This is a genomic window from Nodosilinea sp. P-1105 (genome assembly GCF_012911975.1).
Taxonomy (GTDB): Bacteria; Cyanobacteriota; Cyanobacteriia; order Phormidesmidales; family Phormidesmidaceae; genus Nodosilinea.
On record NZ_SMDQ01000005.1, the window covers coordinates 132,461 to 149,182 of the forward strand.

Annotated in this window: 11 protein-coding genes; 2 read left to right on the plus strand and 9 right to left on the minus strand. The window is 53.8% G+C overall.

The window, feature by feature from the left end:
• Nucleotides 1-320: 320 nt before the first annotated feature.
• From E1H13_RS04045 to E1H13_RS04065, 5 genes are all read right to left on the minus strand, one after another.
• On the minus strand, nucleotides 321-533 hold the full coding sequence (locus E1H13_RS04045) for a hypothetical protein (RefSeq protein WP_169612112.1): 213 nt from the start codon (nucleotides 531-533) through the stop codon (nucleotides 321-323).
• On the minus strand, nucleotides 530-973 hold the full coding sequence (locus E1H13_RS04050) for a hypothetical protein (RefSeq protein WP_169612113.1): 444 nt from the start codon (nucleotides 971-973) through the stop codon (nucleotides 530-532). Before E1H13_RS04050 ends, E1H13_RS04045 begins: the two co-directional genes overlap by 4 nt.
• A complete protein-coding gene (locus tag E1H13_RS04055; RefSeq protein ID WP_169612114.1) occupies nucleotides 964-3,861 on the minus strand; it encodes a HEAT repeat domain-containing protein in 2,898 nt (965 codons plus the stop codon). Before E1H13_RS04055 ends, E1H13_RS04050 begins: the two co-directional genes overlap by 10 nt.
• 355 nt (nucleotides 3,862-4,216) lie before the next feature.
• Nucleotides 4,217-6,814: a hypothetical protein gene (locus tag E1H13_RS04060; RefSeq protein ID WP_169612115.1), complete on the minus strand. Its 2,598-nt coding sequence runs from the start codon at nucleotides 6,812-6,814 to the stop codon at nucleotides 4,217-4,219.
• A gap of 674 nt (nucleotides 6,815-7,488) precedes the next feature.
• Complete coding sequence (locus tag E1H13_RS04065; RefSeq protein WP_169612131.1) at nucleotides 7,489-8,046, minus strand: DoxX family protein; 558 nt, start codon at nucleotides 8,044-8,046, stop codon at nucleotides 7,489-7,491.
• 746 nt (nucleotides 8,047-8,792) lie between these two features.
• Here E1H13_RS04065 and E1H13_RS04070 point away from each other — a divergent pair.
• Nucleotides 8,793-9,155 (plus strand): phage holin family protein, encoded by a 363-nt coding sequence (locus E1H13_RS04070; protein WP_169612116.1) that lies wholly within the window; start codon nucleotides 8,793-8,795, stop codon nucleotides 9,153-9,155.
• 755 nt (nucleotides 9,156-9,910) lie between these two features.
• Nucleotides 9,911-10,111: a DUF2811 domain-containing protein gene (locus tag E1H13_RS04075; protein WP_169612132.1), complete on the plus strand. Its 201-nt coding sequence runs from the start codon at nucleotides 9,911-9,913 to the stop codon at nucleotides 10,109-10,111.
• 327 nt (nucleotides 10,112-10,438) lie between these two features.
• Here E1H13_RS04075 and E1H13_RS04080 read toward each other — a convergent pair whose 3' ends face one another.
• From E1H13_RS04080 to E1H13_RS04095, 4 genes are all read right to left on the minus strand, one after another.
• On the minus strand, nucleotides 10,439-11,689 hold the full coding sequence (locus tag E1H13_RS04080) for a PQQ-dependent sugar dehydrogenase (protein WP_169612133.1): 1,251 nt from the start codon (nucleotides 11,687-11,689) through the stop codon (nucleotides 10,439-10,441).
• 108 nt (nucleotides 11,690-11,797) lie between these two features.
• Complete coding sequence (locus E1H13_RS04085) at nucleotides 11,798-14,866, minus strand: MFS transporter (RefSeq protein WP_169612117.1); 3,069 nt, start codon at nucleotides 14,864-14,866, stop codon at nucleotides 11,798-11,800.
• 357 nt (nucleotides 14,867-15,223) lie between these two features.
• Nucleotides 15,224-15,877, minus strand: coding sequence for a histidine phosphatase family protein (locus E1H13_RS04090; protein ID WP_169612118.1), 654 nt, complete (start codon nucleotides 15,875-15,877; stop codon nucleotides 15,224-15,226).
• Nucleotides 15,878-15,888: 11 nt separating this feature from the next.
• On the minus strand, nucleotides 15,889-16,533 hold the full coding sequence (locus E1H13_RS04095; protein ID WP_169612134.1) for a histidine phosphatase family protein: 645 nt from the start codon (nucleotides 16,531-16,533) through the stop codon (nucleotides 15,889-15,891).
• Between the last annotated feature and the right edge of the window lie 189 nt (nucleotides 16,534-16,722).

Genomic DNA, 16,722 nt, shown 5'->3' on the forward strand with positions numbered 1-16,722 from the left:
CCAGCACCGATTAATCCTGCTACTGCTGGACCCATCAACTTTTATTAGGTGAGAGTACCTCGAAATCAATCAGAACGAAGACTGACAACTTTCTAGCCCTGCCCTGCAGACAACTGAAAGCCGCATAACGTTCCCCTTCAGCGGCGGTAAACAACCTGGAATTCAGCACTGAGGGTTTGTTTTCGTCTGCTGCAAGGGGGTTGTTGTGCTGCCATCTGCTGAAGGAATACACAGTTGCCCATTGTCATTGTCACAGCTGCTCATCGGGGGCATTGATGGCTTATTAGACAACAGTTCCAAAGTTGTGAAATGGGAAAACCTTAACCTTTCCAGTTTTGTTTGGCTCTAGAAAAAATTTCGTCTAATTGCTGTCCTTCATAGATCTGACGAGAAATTTCTACATAGTCCGTTGGGTTTTGGTTGATTAATGCCAGAAAGCGAAGGGTAGCAGCCATACCCAGTTCTTGTTTGAGAGTGGCCAGGGCTCTGACCCGAAGCTGAGCATCATTTAGGGTTGGGGTGGAATCTGTCATGGGGTTTCTCTCCGAATATAATCAACTGGATTCAGGACTTCACAAGCTAATATAAGCTTCTTGGCTTGTCGCATCAGGGCATCATCACAGGTAAGGAAGAAGTTTGCATTAGCGTAGCTGGCACATGCTACATGCAAGATATCCTTCGCCGAGAATTTACCTTGCTCTATGAGTTGTTGGGCAAGGCTGTAGATAGCGTCCTCTGGGCCAATTCTGATCTGGCAGAGGGTGGAAAGTTCTAGAGCAAACTCTTGCCGTTCTGGAAAGGGACAGAGTAATGTTTCGTCTTCATGCATAAATGACCAGATCAACAGAATTGTTTGAGCTTCTGCCCGATTGAAGATTTCTTGGCAGGCTAGCGCTTCAATTTGAATGCGAATCTGGTTAGGGTCATCAAATCTTCGTTGAAAGCAGTTGTAGTCCAGGTAAATCAAGTCCATTCGATTGCTCCTCCCTGATTCTCCATCTGATGCAACTGCTCCTGTGCCCATTCTCGCAGTTGCTCATCGGAATCATTGATGGCGCGATCGCGCAGCAGTTCGATCGTTCTTAGATGAGTGGAATAGTTTCGGCAAAGACCTTGAAGTGCTACTGTTCGAGGATTAATTTCTGAATTCGTGCATTGATCGGAAAGTACAACTGATACTAAAAAATCGAAGGTTTCCGGATGATTACTGTAGCAGCGTGCAATTTCTCGTACGGAAAAGTATTGCAGCAAATTATCTGAACTACTTTGAGCAGATGATTTTAGCCAAGCCAAAGTTTGAGGTTCGTGTCTCCAAACATTAGCCAATGCACGAATAGCTCCACTTCTGACATCAGAATCTTCATCGTTTTGAATCCGATCCTTAACAATATCTAGTGTGTCCGAAGTATCCTTCCAACCCTCTGCCAATGCCCAAATCGATTGCTGACGAAGAAATTTATATTCGGCTTGATAAACCTGCATTTTTACCCAAGATAAGGTATCAGGGTGATCTTTCCAGCCTTGAGCAAGCATACGAGCCAGAAAGGTAAGGAAATAAGATCCTTCCTGCTTAATGTTTCTAAGGTGAAACTTGATCCAAGATAATATTTCAGCATCTCCTCCCCATGTTGCGGCAAAAATACGAATAATTCCTTTAGCTGCTTCATTGCTGAAGAGATACGGTTGCTCCAGTTCAATTTCTTGCTTTAGTAGATCTAAAAGTTGTTTTTCTGTATTTGCTATTACACTACGGCTAGTAATTTCCGATAAACACTCGGCGGCTAGCAACAGATTTCCAATGGATTCTATTTTAAGTCTATAATCTTCGTAAATAAAATTCTTCTCATTCTCTAAAAAGTCTGATTTATTAACCTCTATTGTCATTAAAAACTCAATCAATTCTGCCGCAAATTTAGGGTCGATCGCTCCGCAAATCAATCTTAAAACCTCATGCCAGGTCTCATCTTGCCAATGCTGCCCAAACACCTGATCACGTAGCTGCTCAAAAGTGAGAGTCCGTTGTTTCTCAAAATGATGGACAATTTCAACGGCACAAAAATATTCTAGAAAGGTGCGGTGCATGAAGCCGTAGGTGTCAGCTCCGCGATAGCAAAGAATGAAGTTTCGTTCTCGCAGTTGCTGAATCAACCGATTGGCTTTTTCACGGGGTTCACTGAAGCCCTGATCGCGCAAATAATCGGTCAAAATGCGGGTGAGGCGTTCTGCACTAATCAGATTGCCCTTTAGTCCTTCCTCTCCCGCCTGCATCTCATGAGCAATCAGGCGCAACATTTCCTGCTTTTCCCGTCGCCCGATCGCATCCATCGGAATCTGCAATCGTTTGTGATCCACATCCCAGTGGTAAAGCAACACCCGCGAAGCTTGGTCATAGAGGTCGGCGCGATCGCGGGGTAACTCCTGCCGCCGATTTAGGATTGCCATCATCGTCACCAGTAGTGGATTGTCTGCCAGGTTGGCGATCGCTTTAGAATTGGCGATCGCCTCCTGCAATCGCTGTTTCAACCGCACTTTGTCAGGATCGCTGCCCATTGATAGGTCATACCAGCGATCAATAAACTCATGAATCTCGTCCGTATCCAGGGACTGAATGGTGAAGTGTCGAAACCCACTGTGCTGGAGGCGATCGGGATTGTAGCCGATAATTCGAGAGGTAACCAACACCTGGGCTTTGGGATATTGCTGCGAAAAGCGAATGATATCGTCAATGACGGTTGATTGAGTGGCGCGATCGAACACCTCATCCAGACCATCAAACATCACCAGCGTTGGAGACTTCAGTAAATGCTGATGAAGTTGCTGCTGGTCAAACTGCCAATCTACACCCCGACCGCGATGCATAAACTCGAGAAAGCTGGCAGATGGATTGAGAGCAAATTCCCTCAACTCAATCAATAATGGCAGTTTTTCCGTATTACCTTCAACCCATTCCAGCGCCAGATATTGCAACAGACTTGATTTGCCTGATCCCGGATCCCCTAAAATCACCGCCCGCTGAGAGTCGGCTACCGCTTCTAAAACCTTTCGTGCGGGTTGCTGAAAATACTCATGACGATAATGCTCTAAGGCTTCAGGCGATAAATCTGCTTCAAGTTGTCCTCTGTCTTGTAGTTGTCGTTTCAAATCTGAGGGCAAATCGTAGCGCATTGGGGGCAATGCCTCTCGCACCGTTTGCTCAATAAACATTGCCCAGAGCTTGATAGCATCGACCCGGTCAGTACTGTCGAGGGTATACAGCTTCAGATAGCCATAACTGGACTGCAAACTGGCTCGATAAGTCTCAACATCAAATCCCGGTGAAAGTTGCGCGGTATTGCGGGCAATGTCTTCTAGCAGATCAGAATTCAGAATCTCCCGCAACTCTGGATTCGCTTTAACAATACCCTTGACCTCATATACATATTCTTTGCAGACTCCTCGCCAATCAAACTCTTCTGAGGGAAATTGCCATCCAGAGCCTTGATACTGTTGTGCCCAAATTTGTTCCAACTGCCCGTAATCAATTTGTTTACAATCCTTCTCAAAGGCTGTTCCTAGGATGGGGCGCACTGCCTTATCCTGTACAAACTCTTTGATCGCTGCTTTGTAGTGATGTTGAATACTGGTTTCGGGAACGTCGTTAATCTGAAGCTCTTTAATAAATCGCTTGATAAAGTAGCCAACTGCTTCCGCCATCGGTATTTTCAGTGCTGTGGCATTGAGTCGGCTGACTCCGCTACTCAGGCAATCCTTGAAAAAATCTTGGACATACCCCTCCAGGACAGGCTTACTCAAATCGAGAACCTGCTCTAGTACAAGCTTGCCTAGCTCTATTCCTGTTGTAGCTGCCAACCATTCCAGCATACTGAAATCTCAGGGGTGATCGAATACTACCTCTAATATCGTATCCATGTTGAGGAGCTACCAGAGATTTCAAGCTCAAGCCACAACAGGCAACCTTGCGCTATGTCCCCACCAGTAACTCAGGCGGCACAACTATACTTTAAGTGGCAGTTCTGCTGGATAAGACCCCTTAATTCCTGGATTATCCAGCAGATCCATGGGATATTGCCTAAATTTTAAGGAATTAAATATCATTTCTGCTGAATAAGTTCGTAACTTCGGGTTGTTATCCGCCAAATTTGAGATTTAAGCACGGTAATGAAGGATATTATCGAGCAAAAGTGCCTGAAAATACCCCTATCCTGCATAGTCCAGCCTAGCGCCGCCGACTACTGCCACTACTGGAAGACCGTCGCGAGGACCCTCTACTAGAGGAGGAGCGCCGGGAACTACTGCTGCTGCGGCTGCTAGAGGAACGACTGCGGTTGGTGCTGGACCTCAAGGTGTTATGGCTGCTATATCCACCCTTATGGGCGTTGCTGATGGCGCTGCGACAGAGGCGTTCGGCCCGTTGTAAGTCTTGACTGGCCTGACCGATATTGTCATACAGCTGAAACAAGGTCTGGTCTGTGGCTTGATCAATCTCGGTGCTGTCGGGAATCAGCGCGATCGCCGCCTGGAATGCCGAACACCCAGGCTGACTGGCATGGGGATCGAGGGTGAGGCTATGAATCGTCCCTGCTTGCTCCTGCACCTTGTCTGCATAGGCCAGAATCACCCACCGCAGGGCTTGATCTCGCGCGGTGCAGGCCCGTAGGACTGAGCCAGCCTGGAAATAGCAGCGGGCAGCATCCACCTCTGCCTGGGCTGATTGCAGGCGACTATCGGGTTGCTGTCGCCCCATCAACCCCAGCCGCTTGGGCTTCACCAGTTCCGCCGTCTGGAACATATGGGCTTCAATTTTGCCCAGTTCCCGGTTCAGGTCAGCCTCTGCCCGTTGCAGCAATTGCCAACGATCTAGAATCTGCCGAAACTGCGCCTCAGCGGTGGCCAACCGCTGGGCCGAGGCCACAATCCCCGTCTCGACCGCCGGGAATGCCTGTACTGCCAGGCTATTTTGTTGCTGCAATTGGGGCAGATCCTGGGTGCGAATCTCATGGAGCAGGGCCTGGGCGGCGGTGTGGATGGCGGTCAAGTCCTCCCAGTTGTCGGGGGCATACTGATGCAGGGCAGCCCAGGCAGCCGCCACATCCTGTTGGTCCAGCTGTTGCAGGCGATCGCCGGTTTGAACCAAGCCCTGAATGGCCGTGACATTCTGCTGGTGCAAATCTCGCCATTGGGTAGCCGTGGTATGAGCCTGGTGGCTGGTCTGATGCAGGTGGCCCAGGGCCGACGGCACGGCATCGTAGTCGCCCAGGCGCAGCACCTGTTGCACCTGGCTTAAGGCCGCATCCATGGCCTGAGAAGACTGATCTAGCAGGGGAGGACGGTACCCCTGGGCGGCGATCGCCGCCACTTTTTCGACCCGTTGATCATACTGTTGAAACTCAGGGTCAAGGGCGGCAACAACCTCCAGGGCAGCATCCACCTGCTGACAGTAGTCCTGGACCCGCAGGTACAGCTGGTCTTGATGCAGGGATTGGTCGGCCTGGGCTAGCAAAGTATCTACGCCAGCCAACACCTCGGCTAAACTCAGCCCCAGCCGGGGGGGAAGTGGCCCGGTAAAGGCTTGACGGCGCTGATCGGTAGCCGCGAGTTGTTCGGGGGCCTGAATCATCGCCTCTCGCAGGCGGCTAATGGTGTTGTCCACCTGTTCCACCAGGCCCAGAATGCCCTCTTGATCCACACTATTGGGATCCGCCTGGGTGATTTCCACCTTCAGGGGGCTCCCCTGCACCCGCTGCTGAATCGCCTCCAGTTGTTGGACTAGCCCGGCACTCAGCCCCTGGGTGTTGCCCAACACCAGCACTGGGTTGAGCAGGGTTTGTAGCTCTTCGTCGGACATGGCTCGAATGCGATCGCGCCGCCCCACAAAAGACAGATACAACAGCTCCCAAGCCTCCACCTGTTTCGCCAGGGGTTGTTTCGCCTGGGCTTCATCCTCCTGTAGCGCAGCGTGGACCTGGAAAGCTTGATCCAGGGCTTGGCGAGCCTGGCGCAGCCACACCTTAAGCTGCTGGGTCAGGTCACTATAATTTTCGCCCCCTGCCTCGGCAAACAGTTGATAGGGCACCATCGCTTCCAGGTCGGGGCCAGTCAGCCATTGCTCACACCCCATCAGCAAATTGGAAACCCGGTCCTGCAACCGATGCAACTGCGCCTCCAGCCGTTGTCGCCGTCGCCGCTGTCGTTGGGCGATGGCTCCACCACCGCCGACCATAACGGCGACCCCACCCCCTACCCCCAACCAACCCAGAGTCCCAGGGACAACACCAGCGGTATCAATACTGGCCAGTTCAGCCGTTTCCTCCAGCCCCAACACCAGCGCCGCCGTGATTTGCTGATCGGCGATTAACTCACGCACCTGGCGTTTAATGTCATCCAGGGCAGCCGGGTCAGTATCCAAGGGGGACGGAAACAAGGCTTCACCGTAGGTAATGCTGACCGCAAAGGGCAGATCGGTAGCGGTGGTCACCTCCAGGGCGATCGCCCGGCGCTCAAAATCGTCATCCTGGCTCAAGGTCCGCAGTCCCGCCGCCGCTTCCACCTGATCCAGCAGGTCAAACCAGTCAGATTCACTATTGGGCTGGGTATCCGTTAAAAACACCAGCACCTGATACCCCCGCTCAGCCCAGACCTGAGCGGCTTCGCATACAACCGCATCATCCACTGGCTGACGGCTCTCAAATCGTAGGATGGCGTGGGGGCAGGCCGGTTGGGCTTGGGCGATGGTATTGCCGACTGGCAGCAAGCCAAGCCCGACCCAGACAGGTAAGAGTCCCAGCCACGATGCTGCTGTCCATACAGTTGCCATAATCAGTCTCCAGTCAATCGGTAAACGCAGGTGTCACCCGGATTCAACCCTTGGCAAAACCAACCTGGCCCTGACGGCTTCCCTAATGGAACGACCAAAGCTTGACCCACCGCAGCTCACCTGCGATCGCCCTGGTAGAGCTAAGCACCTGAGTCATCCATCACGGTTGATCGCGGCTGTTGCGATCTTACCCTCAGGGGTATTTCAAGCTTCGCACGGGCCAAACCCCATGGGCCGAACCTACAGATGCCGACCCTAGAATGTTTCCCAACTTAAAACCAGATTCAACGGCGGCGGCCAAAATTCCAGACTCTATGCGTTTCCCCTGGCACCCGCACCAATGCACCCCGTTGCATGCCGCCTAATGTCGGGGAAAAGCCCACCGTGCATTTTCCCTCTTACTTATAGCTCAGGAACTCCGGCCACAACCACCAGAGCCTGATCGGCCTGACCCATACCAAAAATCCGCTAAAGCAGACTGGGACTTGAATCCTCAGTTCGCTTTAGCGGATTGTAGCCTTGATGCTTGGACCCTCAGACCTGGATCAGGGGTTTATCCCAGGAACCCCCCCTCTACCAAACCTGAGCTTGGAACCCGAAAACGCCCTGAAGCAGCAGGCTCACTGTTCCCTACTGACAGGGGCAGGGGTGGGGGAGTGGGGTGATCGTCGCTGCTACTGGGCAGACTGAGTCGTTTCTGCTTCAGGATCCCCAGACAGTTGAAAGGTGGTTTCTAAGGAAACCCGCTTACCTGCGGCCTGGCTGGCCCGTAATCCACCAAAAGCTTTAGCAATCAGCGAGTCTACCGAGAAGCGACCACCGCCATTCACCACAAAAAAGAGAAACACCGATGCGTAGAGGGCAGAGAGCTCCAGGTAAGGGATACTGAGCCCAGCCACCTTAATGTGGTGATACATGGCCACCGTCATAGTGAAAAACAGGCCGAGGGCTGCTGGGCGGGTGAACAGACCCAGGGCCACCAGAGGCGCACCGATCAACTCGGTGAAAGCCGCCATGTAGCTGAGGGTAATCGGAAATGGCAGCCCCAAGTAGGCCACATAGGCCTGGGCAAAGCTCTCGATGTTAGCTAGCTTGTCGAGACCGTTATGAATCATTACGGTACCGGCTACCACTCTCAGAATTGTCCAGCTAATCTGAAAAGCTGCGTTGGTTGACTGATTTGGGCGAAAGACTGACTCCCCAAGGGATAAGAACCGTTGCTGTGCCACCATAGTATTTAAGTATTTTAAGCTCGTCATTAATTATCCTAACTAAGTTTTAAGTTCGATGAAGGCTTTCTCATCACTTTTTGCTCTTTAGGCGAAAAAATAAGTATCACGTCCCTAGGGGCTACCTTATGCTGCTGGTGCAGATCCTGGGATTCTGCGGAAATATGACCACCGTTGCTAGGGGTGTCAGGTGCTTGGTGTCAGGGCTCAGGAAGGGTTGGCCGACTTATGCCGCAGAGTACTAGATTTGCCCAGGCGCGGTGTTTTCCTTAGGTATTCCATATATTTCGTCTGTATAATTTTGAAATTTTAGGAAATGTCTGGGTTTTGTGCGATAAAACCGCATTTTTAAGCCCGTGGCGTTGACCCTGTAACTCAGCCCGTTGAGATCAAGGCGGCGGGCGTTGAAGCCTGCTTAATCACTATCGCTTGGCAAAGGGTGCGTGCCTGAAGGGGATGGCATCTGGGAAGTTATTACCAGATGTATGAGCCCAAAGGGAGGTGGACCAGTTAAAGCGACAATCTGGAATGCTGAGGCTGATCTCAAGGGATCGGCAGGACGGCTGAGCGATCGCCCGATTCCACGAGTTAGGGGCCTACCCCAAAGATTGGGAGACAGGGGCGAGAAGGCCTGATTTTCGTCTGATATTATGAGGTCGCTAAAGTCTGTATTAATTGCTACGGTTAGCCCTTGACTGCTGGATCACGGTTCAGTTTTTGTTCTTTGTCTGTTGTGTGAGGAAAGCCCGATGGTTTATTTTCTGCTGAGTGTGATTGTGCTGGCGATCGGCTTGCTGATTATCTCGAAGATTCCACCCGTGGGGGTGGACATTGATAGCCCCATCAAGGCCCTGTTGGGGGGAGCGATTATCGGTGCCTTCGACGGCATCTGGGCCCTATTTCCCCAGACCTTTCGTACTGGCATTGGCTTCATCACCCTGGGCTTAGTTCCATTGTTGGGGGCAATCATTGTATTTGGCCTAGCTGCCTGGCTGGTAGACGGATTTCGTTTGCGCTGGGGCATCTGGAGCGCGATCATGGGGGCGATCGCACTGGCTATTGTCAGCTCTCTGTTGAAGGTGATTCTGCGGGCTGTGGGGGTCCCTGTTTAAGGCTTCAACGATCACTAACCCTTAAGGATCACCAACCTTCACTGTCCCAGGACTATGCATTCGTCCTGGGACAGTTTGCTTTGTCTGGCCAAGATAGGGCTCTGGTCCTAAAATCAAGCCCTATCCTCCATCCTGCTTGCTTATTCGCAGTTCAGAAGGGCGAGGAGACCCCGTCCCTACGGATTGGCGGATGAGGAATCAGGGGTACGAGGTTCAAATTTTGTCTTACCACCCCAAGTTCGGTTATGAATTTTTCCCTGGCCAATCAAGGGCAGGATCCCGGTTTGATGAATCTATAAAAAAGTTTGAACTGACCCCAGAACTTTATGATTTTTTTTGTTTTGATCGCGATTCCCACAGGGTTTTCCACAGAAACTCGATGCTTTTCCACAGGCTGACGCGACGCCATCGGGGTTTGGCCCCCCCTGTGGATTGTCGCAATCCACAGGGGTAGAAACGCCATTTTGTGTTGTGGCGCACAAGCGACCACAGTGGGGATCGCTGAAACCCTCAAAGGCTCGTTAGAGGCCAGATTTGAGTAGCGGATCGCTGTCCCCTTGGCAAGATTGACATCCCCTGGGAGTCTGGTGACAATGGTGCGACCAGTACACACAAGACCTGTCATTGACCTCAATCCTGTGCCCCCAGTTCGGTTTTAGGGGCTTGGGGTTGGCGCTAGAAACAATGGCGGGTGGTGTTTTGGTGTCAATTTGCAGTATGGGGAAGTGAAGATGAGTGAGCAGATAATGGCGTCAATGACCCCTAGAATTAGCTTGAATGTGGAGGTCCCTGAGGAGTTGTTTGAGGCAATGCAGGGCTATGTGGAGACCCACCCCTCCTGGAATCAACATCGGGTCTTTTGTGCGGCCCTGTCGTTATTTCTGATGCAAAATGGCATTAGCGATCGTAGAATCAACCGCTTGTATTTAGATGCCGTCTTTGACTATGCGGCCTAACCTAGGTGGCCTGAAGGGGTTCCCCAGCCGTTACCGTTGTTTGAGCGTTCGTGAAATCATTGGGCAAGATAACGCTGTAGAAACGATATAGAACGAACGATATAGATTGATGGACTGCCCAGGGTTGAGCGTAATGTCGTTGCCAGATTTTGGTCGTTGATGTGGATATAGCTGAATGGTGACTGGCGCTGAGGTGTGCTTAGGCTGCTACAGCTATGGGGCAACCCCCTGAGTTTAGAAACAATTAGGGTCAACAAGCGTCAAAGCGGGCGTTCCAGATAGACTGGAGCGCCCGCTTTGGTATGGGATAAGTGCCCTTGGCTACCCCTATGAGGCTGGCTCTAGGCGAATCAGGCGACCGTTGGAGGCATCGGTTAGTACATATAAAAAGCCGTCTGGCCCCTGGCGTACATCCCTAACCCGCTGGCCGATAGAAATCGGGGTTTCATCAATCACATTCTGGTTACTGTCTACTTCAATCCGGCGGATATCCTGGGAGACAAGGCCACCAGCAAACAGGTGCCCCTGCCACTGAGGGTAGCGATCGCCTCGGTAGATCGCCAGTCCCGAAGGGGCGATCGCCGGAGTCCAGTGGGTGCGGGGGTCAACCATGCCAGGGCGAGAGGTCTCGGTGGTAATCGGTCCCCCGGTATACTCTTCACTGAAGGTAACCAGGGGCCAGCCGTAGTTTTCCCCTGGCTTCATCAGATTCAGCTCGTCGCCGCCCCTAGCCCCATGCTCTGTAGCCCAAATGTCGCCGGTTTCAGGGTCTAAGGCCAACCCCTGAATATTGCGGTGGCCATAGCTCCAGGTGCGAGGGTCAGCCTCGGCGCTGTTGACCCAGGGGTTGTCGTCGGGGACAGAGCCATCGTCGTTAAGCCGAACCACGGAGCCGAGATGATTTTGAGGATTCTGAGCCTGGTTACGGGCTAGATCACCAGCCACCTGGAGGGGCGGGTTACCGCCGTCCCCAATCGCCACCAGCAGAGTATCGTCTGGCAGCCACAGCAGTCGCGAGCCAAAGTGCTGGCCCTCTGGCTTGTCCAAGTTGGTGGTAAAGATCACGGTCCAGTCGGTCAGGGTGGCCCCTTGTAGGCGAGCCCGGGCCACCTGGGTGCGGTTTGCCTGGGGGGTGCCATCGGAGTACGCAAAATAAACCCAGCGGTTGTCCTCAAAATCGGGGTGTAGAGCAATGTCTAACAGCCCCCCTTGGCCCTGGGCAAACAGGTCGGGCACCCCAGCAATGGGGGTAGGATCGAGGTTGCCATCCCTGACCCGACGCAATCGGCCCGGACGCTCAGTAATCAGCAGATCCCCATCGGGGAGCCAGGTCATACCCCAGGGATGTTCGAGCCCGTCTACAACCGTGACCGGTTCTACGCGATCAACAACCGGAAGATCAGCGGTCTGGGTGACCTCAGTTTGGGGGGTCTCAGTGGTTTCCTGCGCATCGTGGGCCGAGTCGTTGGCTGTGGATTCACCTCCGGTGCAACTCGCCAGCATCGGGGCCACTACGAACAGCACCAGGGCTAATTGGATGCGCTGGAGTAGTTTTTGGCGTTGGTTAAACAATCCCATGGTGATCGGTGGGTACGGGGCAGGTGATGTCATCGGTAATTCCATTAGACAAGGCCCCCTGTCGGTTTGCACAGGGGGCCCTGGTCTTAAGTTGGCCGTCAGATCGGCTTACAGGGTGGCCAGACTACCAGCGATCGCAGCGCAGGCAGCTGACACAGTAGCTGTACCAAAGATCCACCAGGCAGCGGCTTCGGCAGTTTTGCGAGTCTCTTCCACCTGCTGCTGCATGTGATGTTTCATTTCAGCCAGGCGGTTTTCCACCTCTTGCTCCAGTTGTTCTGCCTTTCTGAGGGCCGTGGTACGCACCTCATCCACCTGATTGATTACCCGTTGGGCGTCGGTCTCTGAAATGGCGTCATGGGAGCTGAGGACAGCTACTAGGGTATCGCGATCCACCTGGTGCAGTCGCTGCCGCAGGGCGTCTAACCCCGCTTTGGGATCATCCATCAATTGCTGCAAGTCGCGCTTAATGCCGTAGTAGTCTAACTCTGGGCGATCCAATGAATCCAGGTACTGACGAATCCGCTCCAGAATGCCATCAATCACCGCTTTCACCTGATCTTGTAAGCGGTGCAACTGGTCCATAATCTGCTGACGAATGGCCAGTAACCGGTCAACGGCGGCCTCGGCTTCGGCCTGGGTCATATCCGGTCGCTGGGCCAGCAGAGCCACGACCGCATCCCGGTCAATCATGGCCAGCCGAGTTTGCAGGCGATCAGCCCCCAGCCGAGGATCCTCTAGCAGCAGCTTCAAATCCCGTTTGATGCCCTCTGGGTTCAAGGCTGCTTTGTCGGTATTGCGCAAGTAGTCTTCCAGGGCCTGCTCAAACGACATGACTTCGGCTTTGGCCCGGCGAGCTAGTCGCTGGGGCATGTGCAACAGGTCACGAATCGTCCCCTGCATGTCGTCAATGATCCGGTCCACCTCTTCAGGGCTCAGATCCTGCCGTTGACCCAGCAGCTGCACCAGGGTGTCGCGATCCATCTGAGCCAGTCGATCTCTGACCGCCTGAAAGCCCAGTTTGGGATCATCTATCAGTAAGGATAGATCTCGCTTAATGCCCTCGGGGTTGAGCTCAGGCTTGCCGGTTTTAAGCAGATAGGACTCGATCGCCTGGGTGGCTTCATCGTACTTGGCTTTTGCTTGGGCCGTAAGATTGGCCGGAGCATGAATGGTCTGGTACCAGGTGGCTTCAACCTGATCTAAGGTCTGCTGTACCTGGGCTTCAGATAAATCGTGGCGTTGGCTGAGCAACTGCACCAGGGTATCGCGATCGAACTGAGCCAAACGCTGCCGAACCCGATGAATACCAACGTCGGGCTCATCTAATAGAGCCTGGATGTCCTGCTGAATCGCCTTGGGATTGAGCTCGGCCTTGCCAGTCCCCTGCAAGTAGTGCTTCAGGGCTTGCCACTGATTATCGATACGAGCCTGGGCGGCCGCCTGTAATCCTTCGGCATCAGCCTGAACTCGGTTCATCACCTGTTCTAAACGGCTGGCCAGGGCCTGGGCTTCTGTCTCGCTCAGATCCTGTCGGGCCTGCAGTGCATCTAGGAAGACTTGATAGCTAAAGGCCTGGAAGCGATCGCGGAGTTCCCCAGGTTCAGCCAGGGGATCATCAATCAGCTCGGCAAAGGTGCCTGTGACCTGATCATCCAGCAGGTCGGCCCGAGAGCTACGCTGCAAAAAGGTGTAGACATTCGTTTGCAAGGTTTTGGCCGCTTCCAGTTGGTAACGGGTAGTAACTTCTCCGAGGGCCTGTTGGCGCACTTCGTCCAGCAAATTGGCCACCCGCTGAATCTCGGCCTGGGTCAGCAGCCCTCGAGCCGCTAGTTGCTCAGCAAAGTAGGCCCGATTCAGGGGCAGCAGTTCCTGCCGCAGCAGGGCTGGATCGGCGGTGGGGTCGTAGATCACATCCCAAAACTCTTGCTTCAACCGTTGGGGCTGTAGCTGCCAGGGATAGGCACTGTACAAGTAAGCGTCCACATCCATCTGCACCACGCTGTAGGGCTGATCGTCGCCCCGAATTTGGGTGGCGATGGTATCTACAGAATCACTCACCTGGTGAGGTAGCTGCTTCAGGGTCTGGGTCACCTGGGCTAAGTCTAAATCAGACAGATCAGTGCGGTTAAGCACAGTGCCCATTAACAGGCCTACCCCTTGGGCTAGCAGCCCAGCAGTTCCTTTACCACCCGCAGACGATCCTTGGGCCGAAATCAACTGATCAATGCGCTCGTTCAACCGCTCTGAAACCAACTCATCCCGCCGGGCTGACTTGAGATAGTCCACCAACTCCACCATCACATCACGGCCTGTGGTTTGCCCCACCGCCCGTTGCCAACTCCGGTACAAGCGATCGGCCAGGCGCTTGGTGTCCTGGGGCGATAAGTCGGTGCGACGGCTGACCAGGTCTTCAAAAGCGCGACGATCAATTTGGGCCAAAGTGTCCCCGTCGGCGAGGGCAGTCACCTTAGAATCTTGGATCAAGCGTTCAAACTCCGCTTCCAGATCAGCCGTATCTAAGGATGGAGATCGTAGCGTCATCAGGTAATCGCGTAGGGTATCTTGCATATCGCTACTATTCCACCCGGCCAGCAGTTCCTGGCGAACGGCGGCGGCAGTGGCTTCAGCGGTCTCCACCACCTGGTTGCTGGCGGCCCGAGCTCCGATCGCAGCAGTGGCGGTACCCACTAATGATTGGAAACTAGAGGTGGCAGTCTTGACCACTGAGCCAATCAGCGATCCCACAGTGGTCGAACTCACCCAAAACAGTAGGCAAAAATAGGTACCCCAAATCACCAGACCGGTGATCGCCCCTAGCAGGGCGCTGCTGTAAAGACTGAGGCGTACCGCTAATAAGCAAGCGAAGAAGAGAGCCAAACTAACGGTAATTAAGGTCCAAATACCGAAGGCTGTCGTAATTTTAGGGCCACCGCCGCTACTCTTCGATGGATTGGCCGATTTACCGTGGCCAGCATAGGCAATGCCCACGGCAACCGAAAGATTGGTCAGCAGCAGTTGGAAGCCAAAGGCCAGCACCAATCCCGACACTAGGGCAATAAAAAACTGTGGCCCTGAAAAAATCAGGGCGGCTTCTTCGGGGGTAGTGACCCCTGGCCCTGGCACCTGAGTTATCCAAGTCGTGGGGTGTGCTAACCCACTGAACCATCCAATCATGCTTTGCTCCCTTGCTAAGACTTGAGGAAATTCGGGCACGATCGCAGTTTCTAGCCTTTTTTCATAGATCCATGACTATAGGCAGGTACGATCGCGATCTATACCCTTTGATTGAACCGGGTTTCAGGACCGTTGCCATCTGGCAGGGGAAATACCTCTCTAGAAGGGAAATACCTCTCAAGGTAGAAATATCGGGCTGAGGGGTGGGGAAGGGGGGGAGGTGGGGAGGTGGGGGAGTGGTGGGGTGTAGACGCGGAGCGGCTTCCCGCAGGGTAGGGGAGGTGGGGAGGTGGGGGAGTGGTGGGGTGATGGGTGGTGGGGTGGTGGGGTGACGGGAAGGTGGAAACCGATTAATCCCTATTCATCGGAGCCGTTACCGGCCCAGGGCCGACGCAGGTGGGGGGGGAGGTGGGTGCAATCATTAAACCGACTGACAAAGGGACCATAGTCCATTAGTTCTACCAGAGAGACCGCCGTCACGGGCATGGCGAGGCGATCGCGGTAGCGCCCCACATCAACCCCCAGCAGGGTACACAGCATAATCCGCAGGGTGGCCTTGTGGGAGACGATCAGCACATTGCCATCGGGATAGGTTTCCTCAATTTCCGAGAGCACATTAGAACTACGGCGGGCCACTTGCATGCCTTTCTCCCCCTGAGTTGGTCGATTCCAGGCGGGGTCGGCTAGCCAGCGGATGTAGTCGTCATGGAACCACTGGTTAACCTCCCTGGGGGCCATCCCCTCCCATTTGCCAAAGGAAAGCTCCCGCAGATGGTCACGGCATTGCACCTCTAGCCCGGTGGCCTGACACAGGGGTTTGACGGTTTCTAAGGCATGGTTTAAGGGGCTGCAAAATAAGGCCTTCCAGGTCACCTGGTGATAGGCTTTGGCAAAAAAATCAGCCATCTGCTGCCCCCGCTGAGTGAGGGAAACCCCGTCCCGGCTACAGTATCGCCCGGTACGACAATACTCTGTTTCGGCATTGCGGAGTAGATAGAGCCTCAAGGGCATGGGGCCGGTCCTCAGGTGCAGGGCAGCGATCGCAGCTTTTCGCTCAAGTGGGAGCGATCGCCAATGGTATGAAATAAGGGGCCTCGCTTCGCCAGTTCCACCACACTGACGGCGGCGACGGGCATATCCAGGCGATCGCGGTAGCGACCCACATCAATCCCTAGAAGGCTACAGAGCATAATCCGAATGGTGGCCTTATGGGACACCACCAAAATATGGCCGGTGTCATGGGTATGCTCAATCTCATCCAGCACCTGGGCAGAACGACGAGCAATGTCCACTGCCCGCTCTCCTCCGATGGGAGCATACCAGGCTGGATCCGTTAGCCAGGCGACATATTCATCGTGGTGCTCCCGATCCACCGCCGACGGATGCATCCCCTCCCAGCGTCCATACATTACCTCCCGCAGCCCCTCTCGCAGTTGCATCTCAATGCCCACCCGCTCGCACAGGGGACGGGCGGTCTCTACTGCCCGTCGTAAGGGACTGACATAGGCCGCTGCCCACGGTAAGTGGGCATAAATGGCCGCAAACTCCTGGGCCATGGCCACCCCTTCCGGCGTTAAACCTGGATCATTTTCTGGCGTACCACAGTACCCTCCGGTCAGACTGTAAGCGGTCTGACCATGGCGTAGAAAATATAAAAAGACTCCCATACACACCAGGCCAAAAGGGCAGGGCCGCTCACCCATCGCCATGGGTCAAGACTCACCCCTAATCTAACTTACAGAGTACCCAAGCAGAACCCGGGTAGAAATTGGGTGAAGGGGTGGATGGGTGGATGGGTGGATGGGTGGATGGGTGGATGGGTGGATGGGTGGATGGGTGGATGGGTGGATGGGTGG

Coding starts and splice junctions, on each gene's coding strand:
- E1H13_RS04045 (WP_169612112.1), bottom strand. CDS start 533: ATGACAGATTCCACCCCAACCCTAAATGATGCTCAGCTTCGGGTCAGA.
- E1H13_RS04050 (WP_169612113.1), bottom strand. CDS start 973: ATGGACTTGATTTACCTGGACTACAACTGCTTTCAACGAAGATTTGAT.
- E1H13_RS04055 (WP_169612114.1), bottom strand. CDS start 3,861: ATGCTGGAATGGTTGGCAGCTACAACAGGAATAGAGCTAGGCAAGCTT.
- E1H13_RS04060 (WP_169612115.1), bottom strand. CDS start 6,814: ATGGCAACTGTATGGACAGCAGCATCGTGGCTGGGACTCTTACCTGTC.
- E1H13_RS04065 (WP_169612131.1), bottom strand. CDS start 8,046: ATGGTGGCACAGCAACGGTTCTTATCCCTTGGGGAGTCAGTCTTTCGC.
- E1H13_RS04070 (WP_169612116.1), top strand. CDS start 8,793: ATGGTTTATTTTCTGCTGAGTGTGATTGTGCTGGCGATCGGCTTGCTG.
- E1H13_RS04075 (WP_169612132.1), top strand. CDS start 9,911: ATGACCCCTAGAATTAGCTTGAATGTGGAGGTCCCTGAGGAGTTGTTT.
- E1H13_RS04080 (WP_169612133.1), bottom strand. CDS start 11,689: ATGGGATTGTTTAACCAACGCCAAAAACTACTCCAGCGCATCCAATTA.
- E1H13_RS04085 (WP_169612117.1), bottom strand. CDS start 14,866: ATGATTGGATGGTTCAGTGGGTTAGCACACCCCACGACTTGGATAACT.
- E1H13_RS04090 (WP_169612118.1), bottom strand. CDS start 15,877: ATGCCCTTGAGGCTCTATCTACTCCGCAATGCCGAAACAGAGTATTGT.
- E1H13_RS04095 (WP_169612134.1), bottom strand. CDS start 16,533: ATGGGAGTCTTTTTATATTTTCTACGCCATGGTCAGACCGCTTACAGT.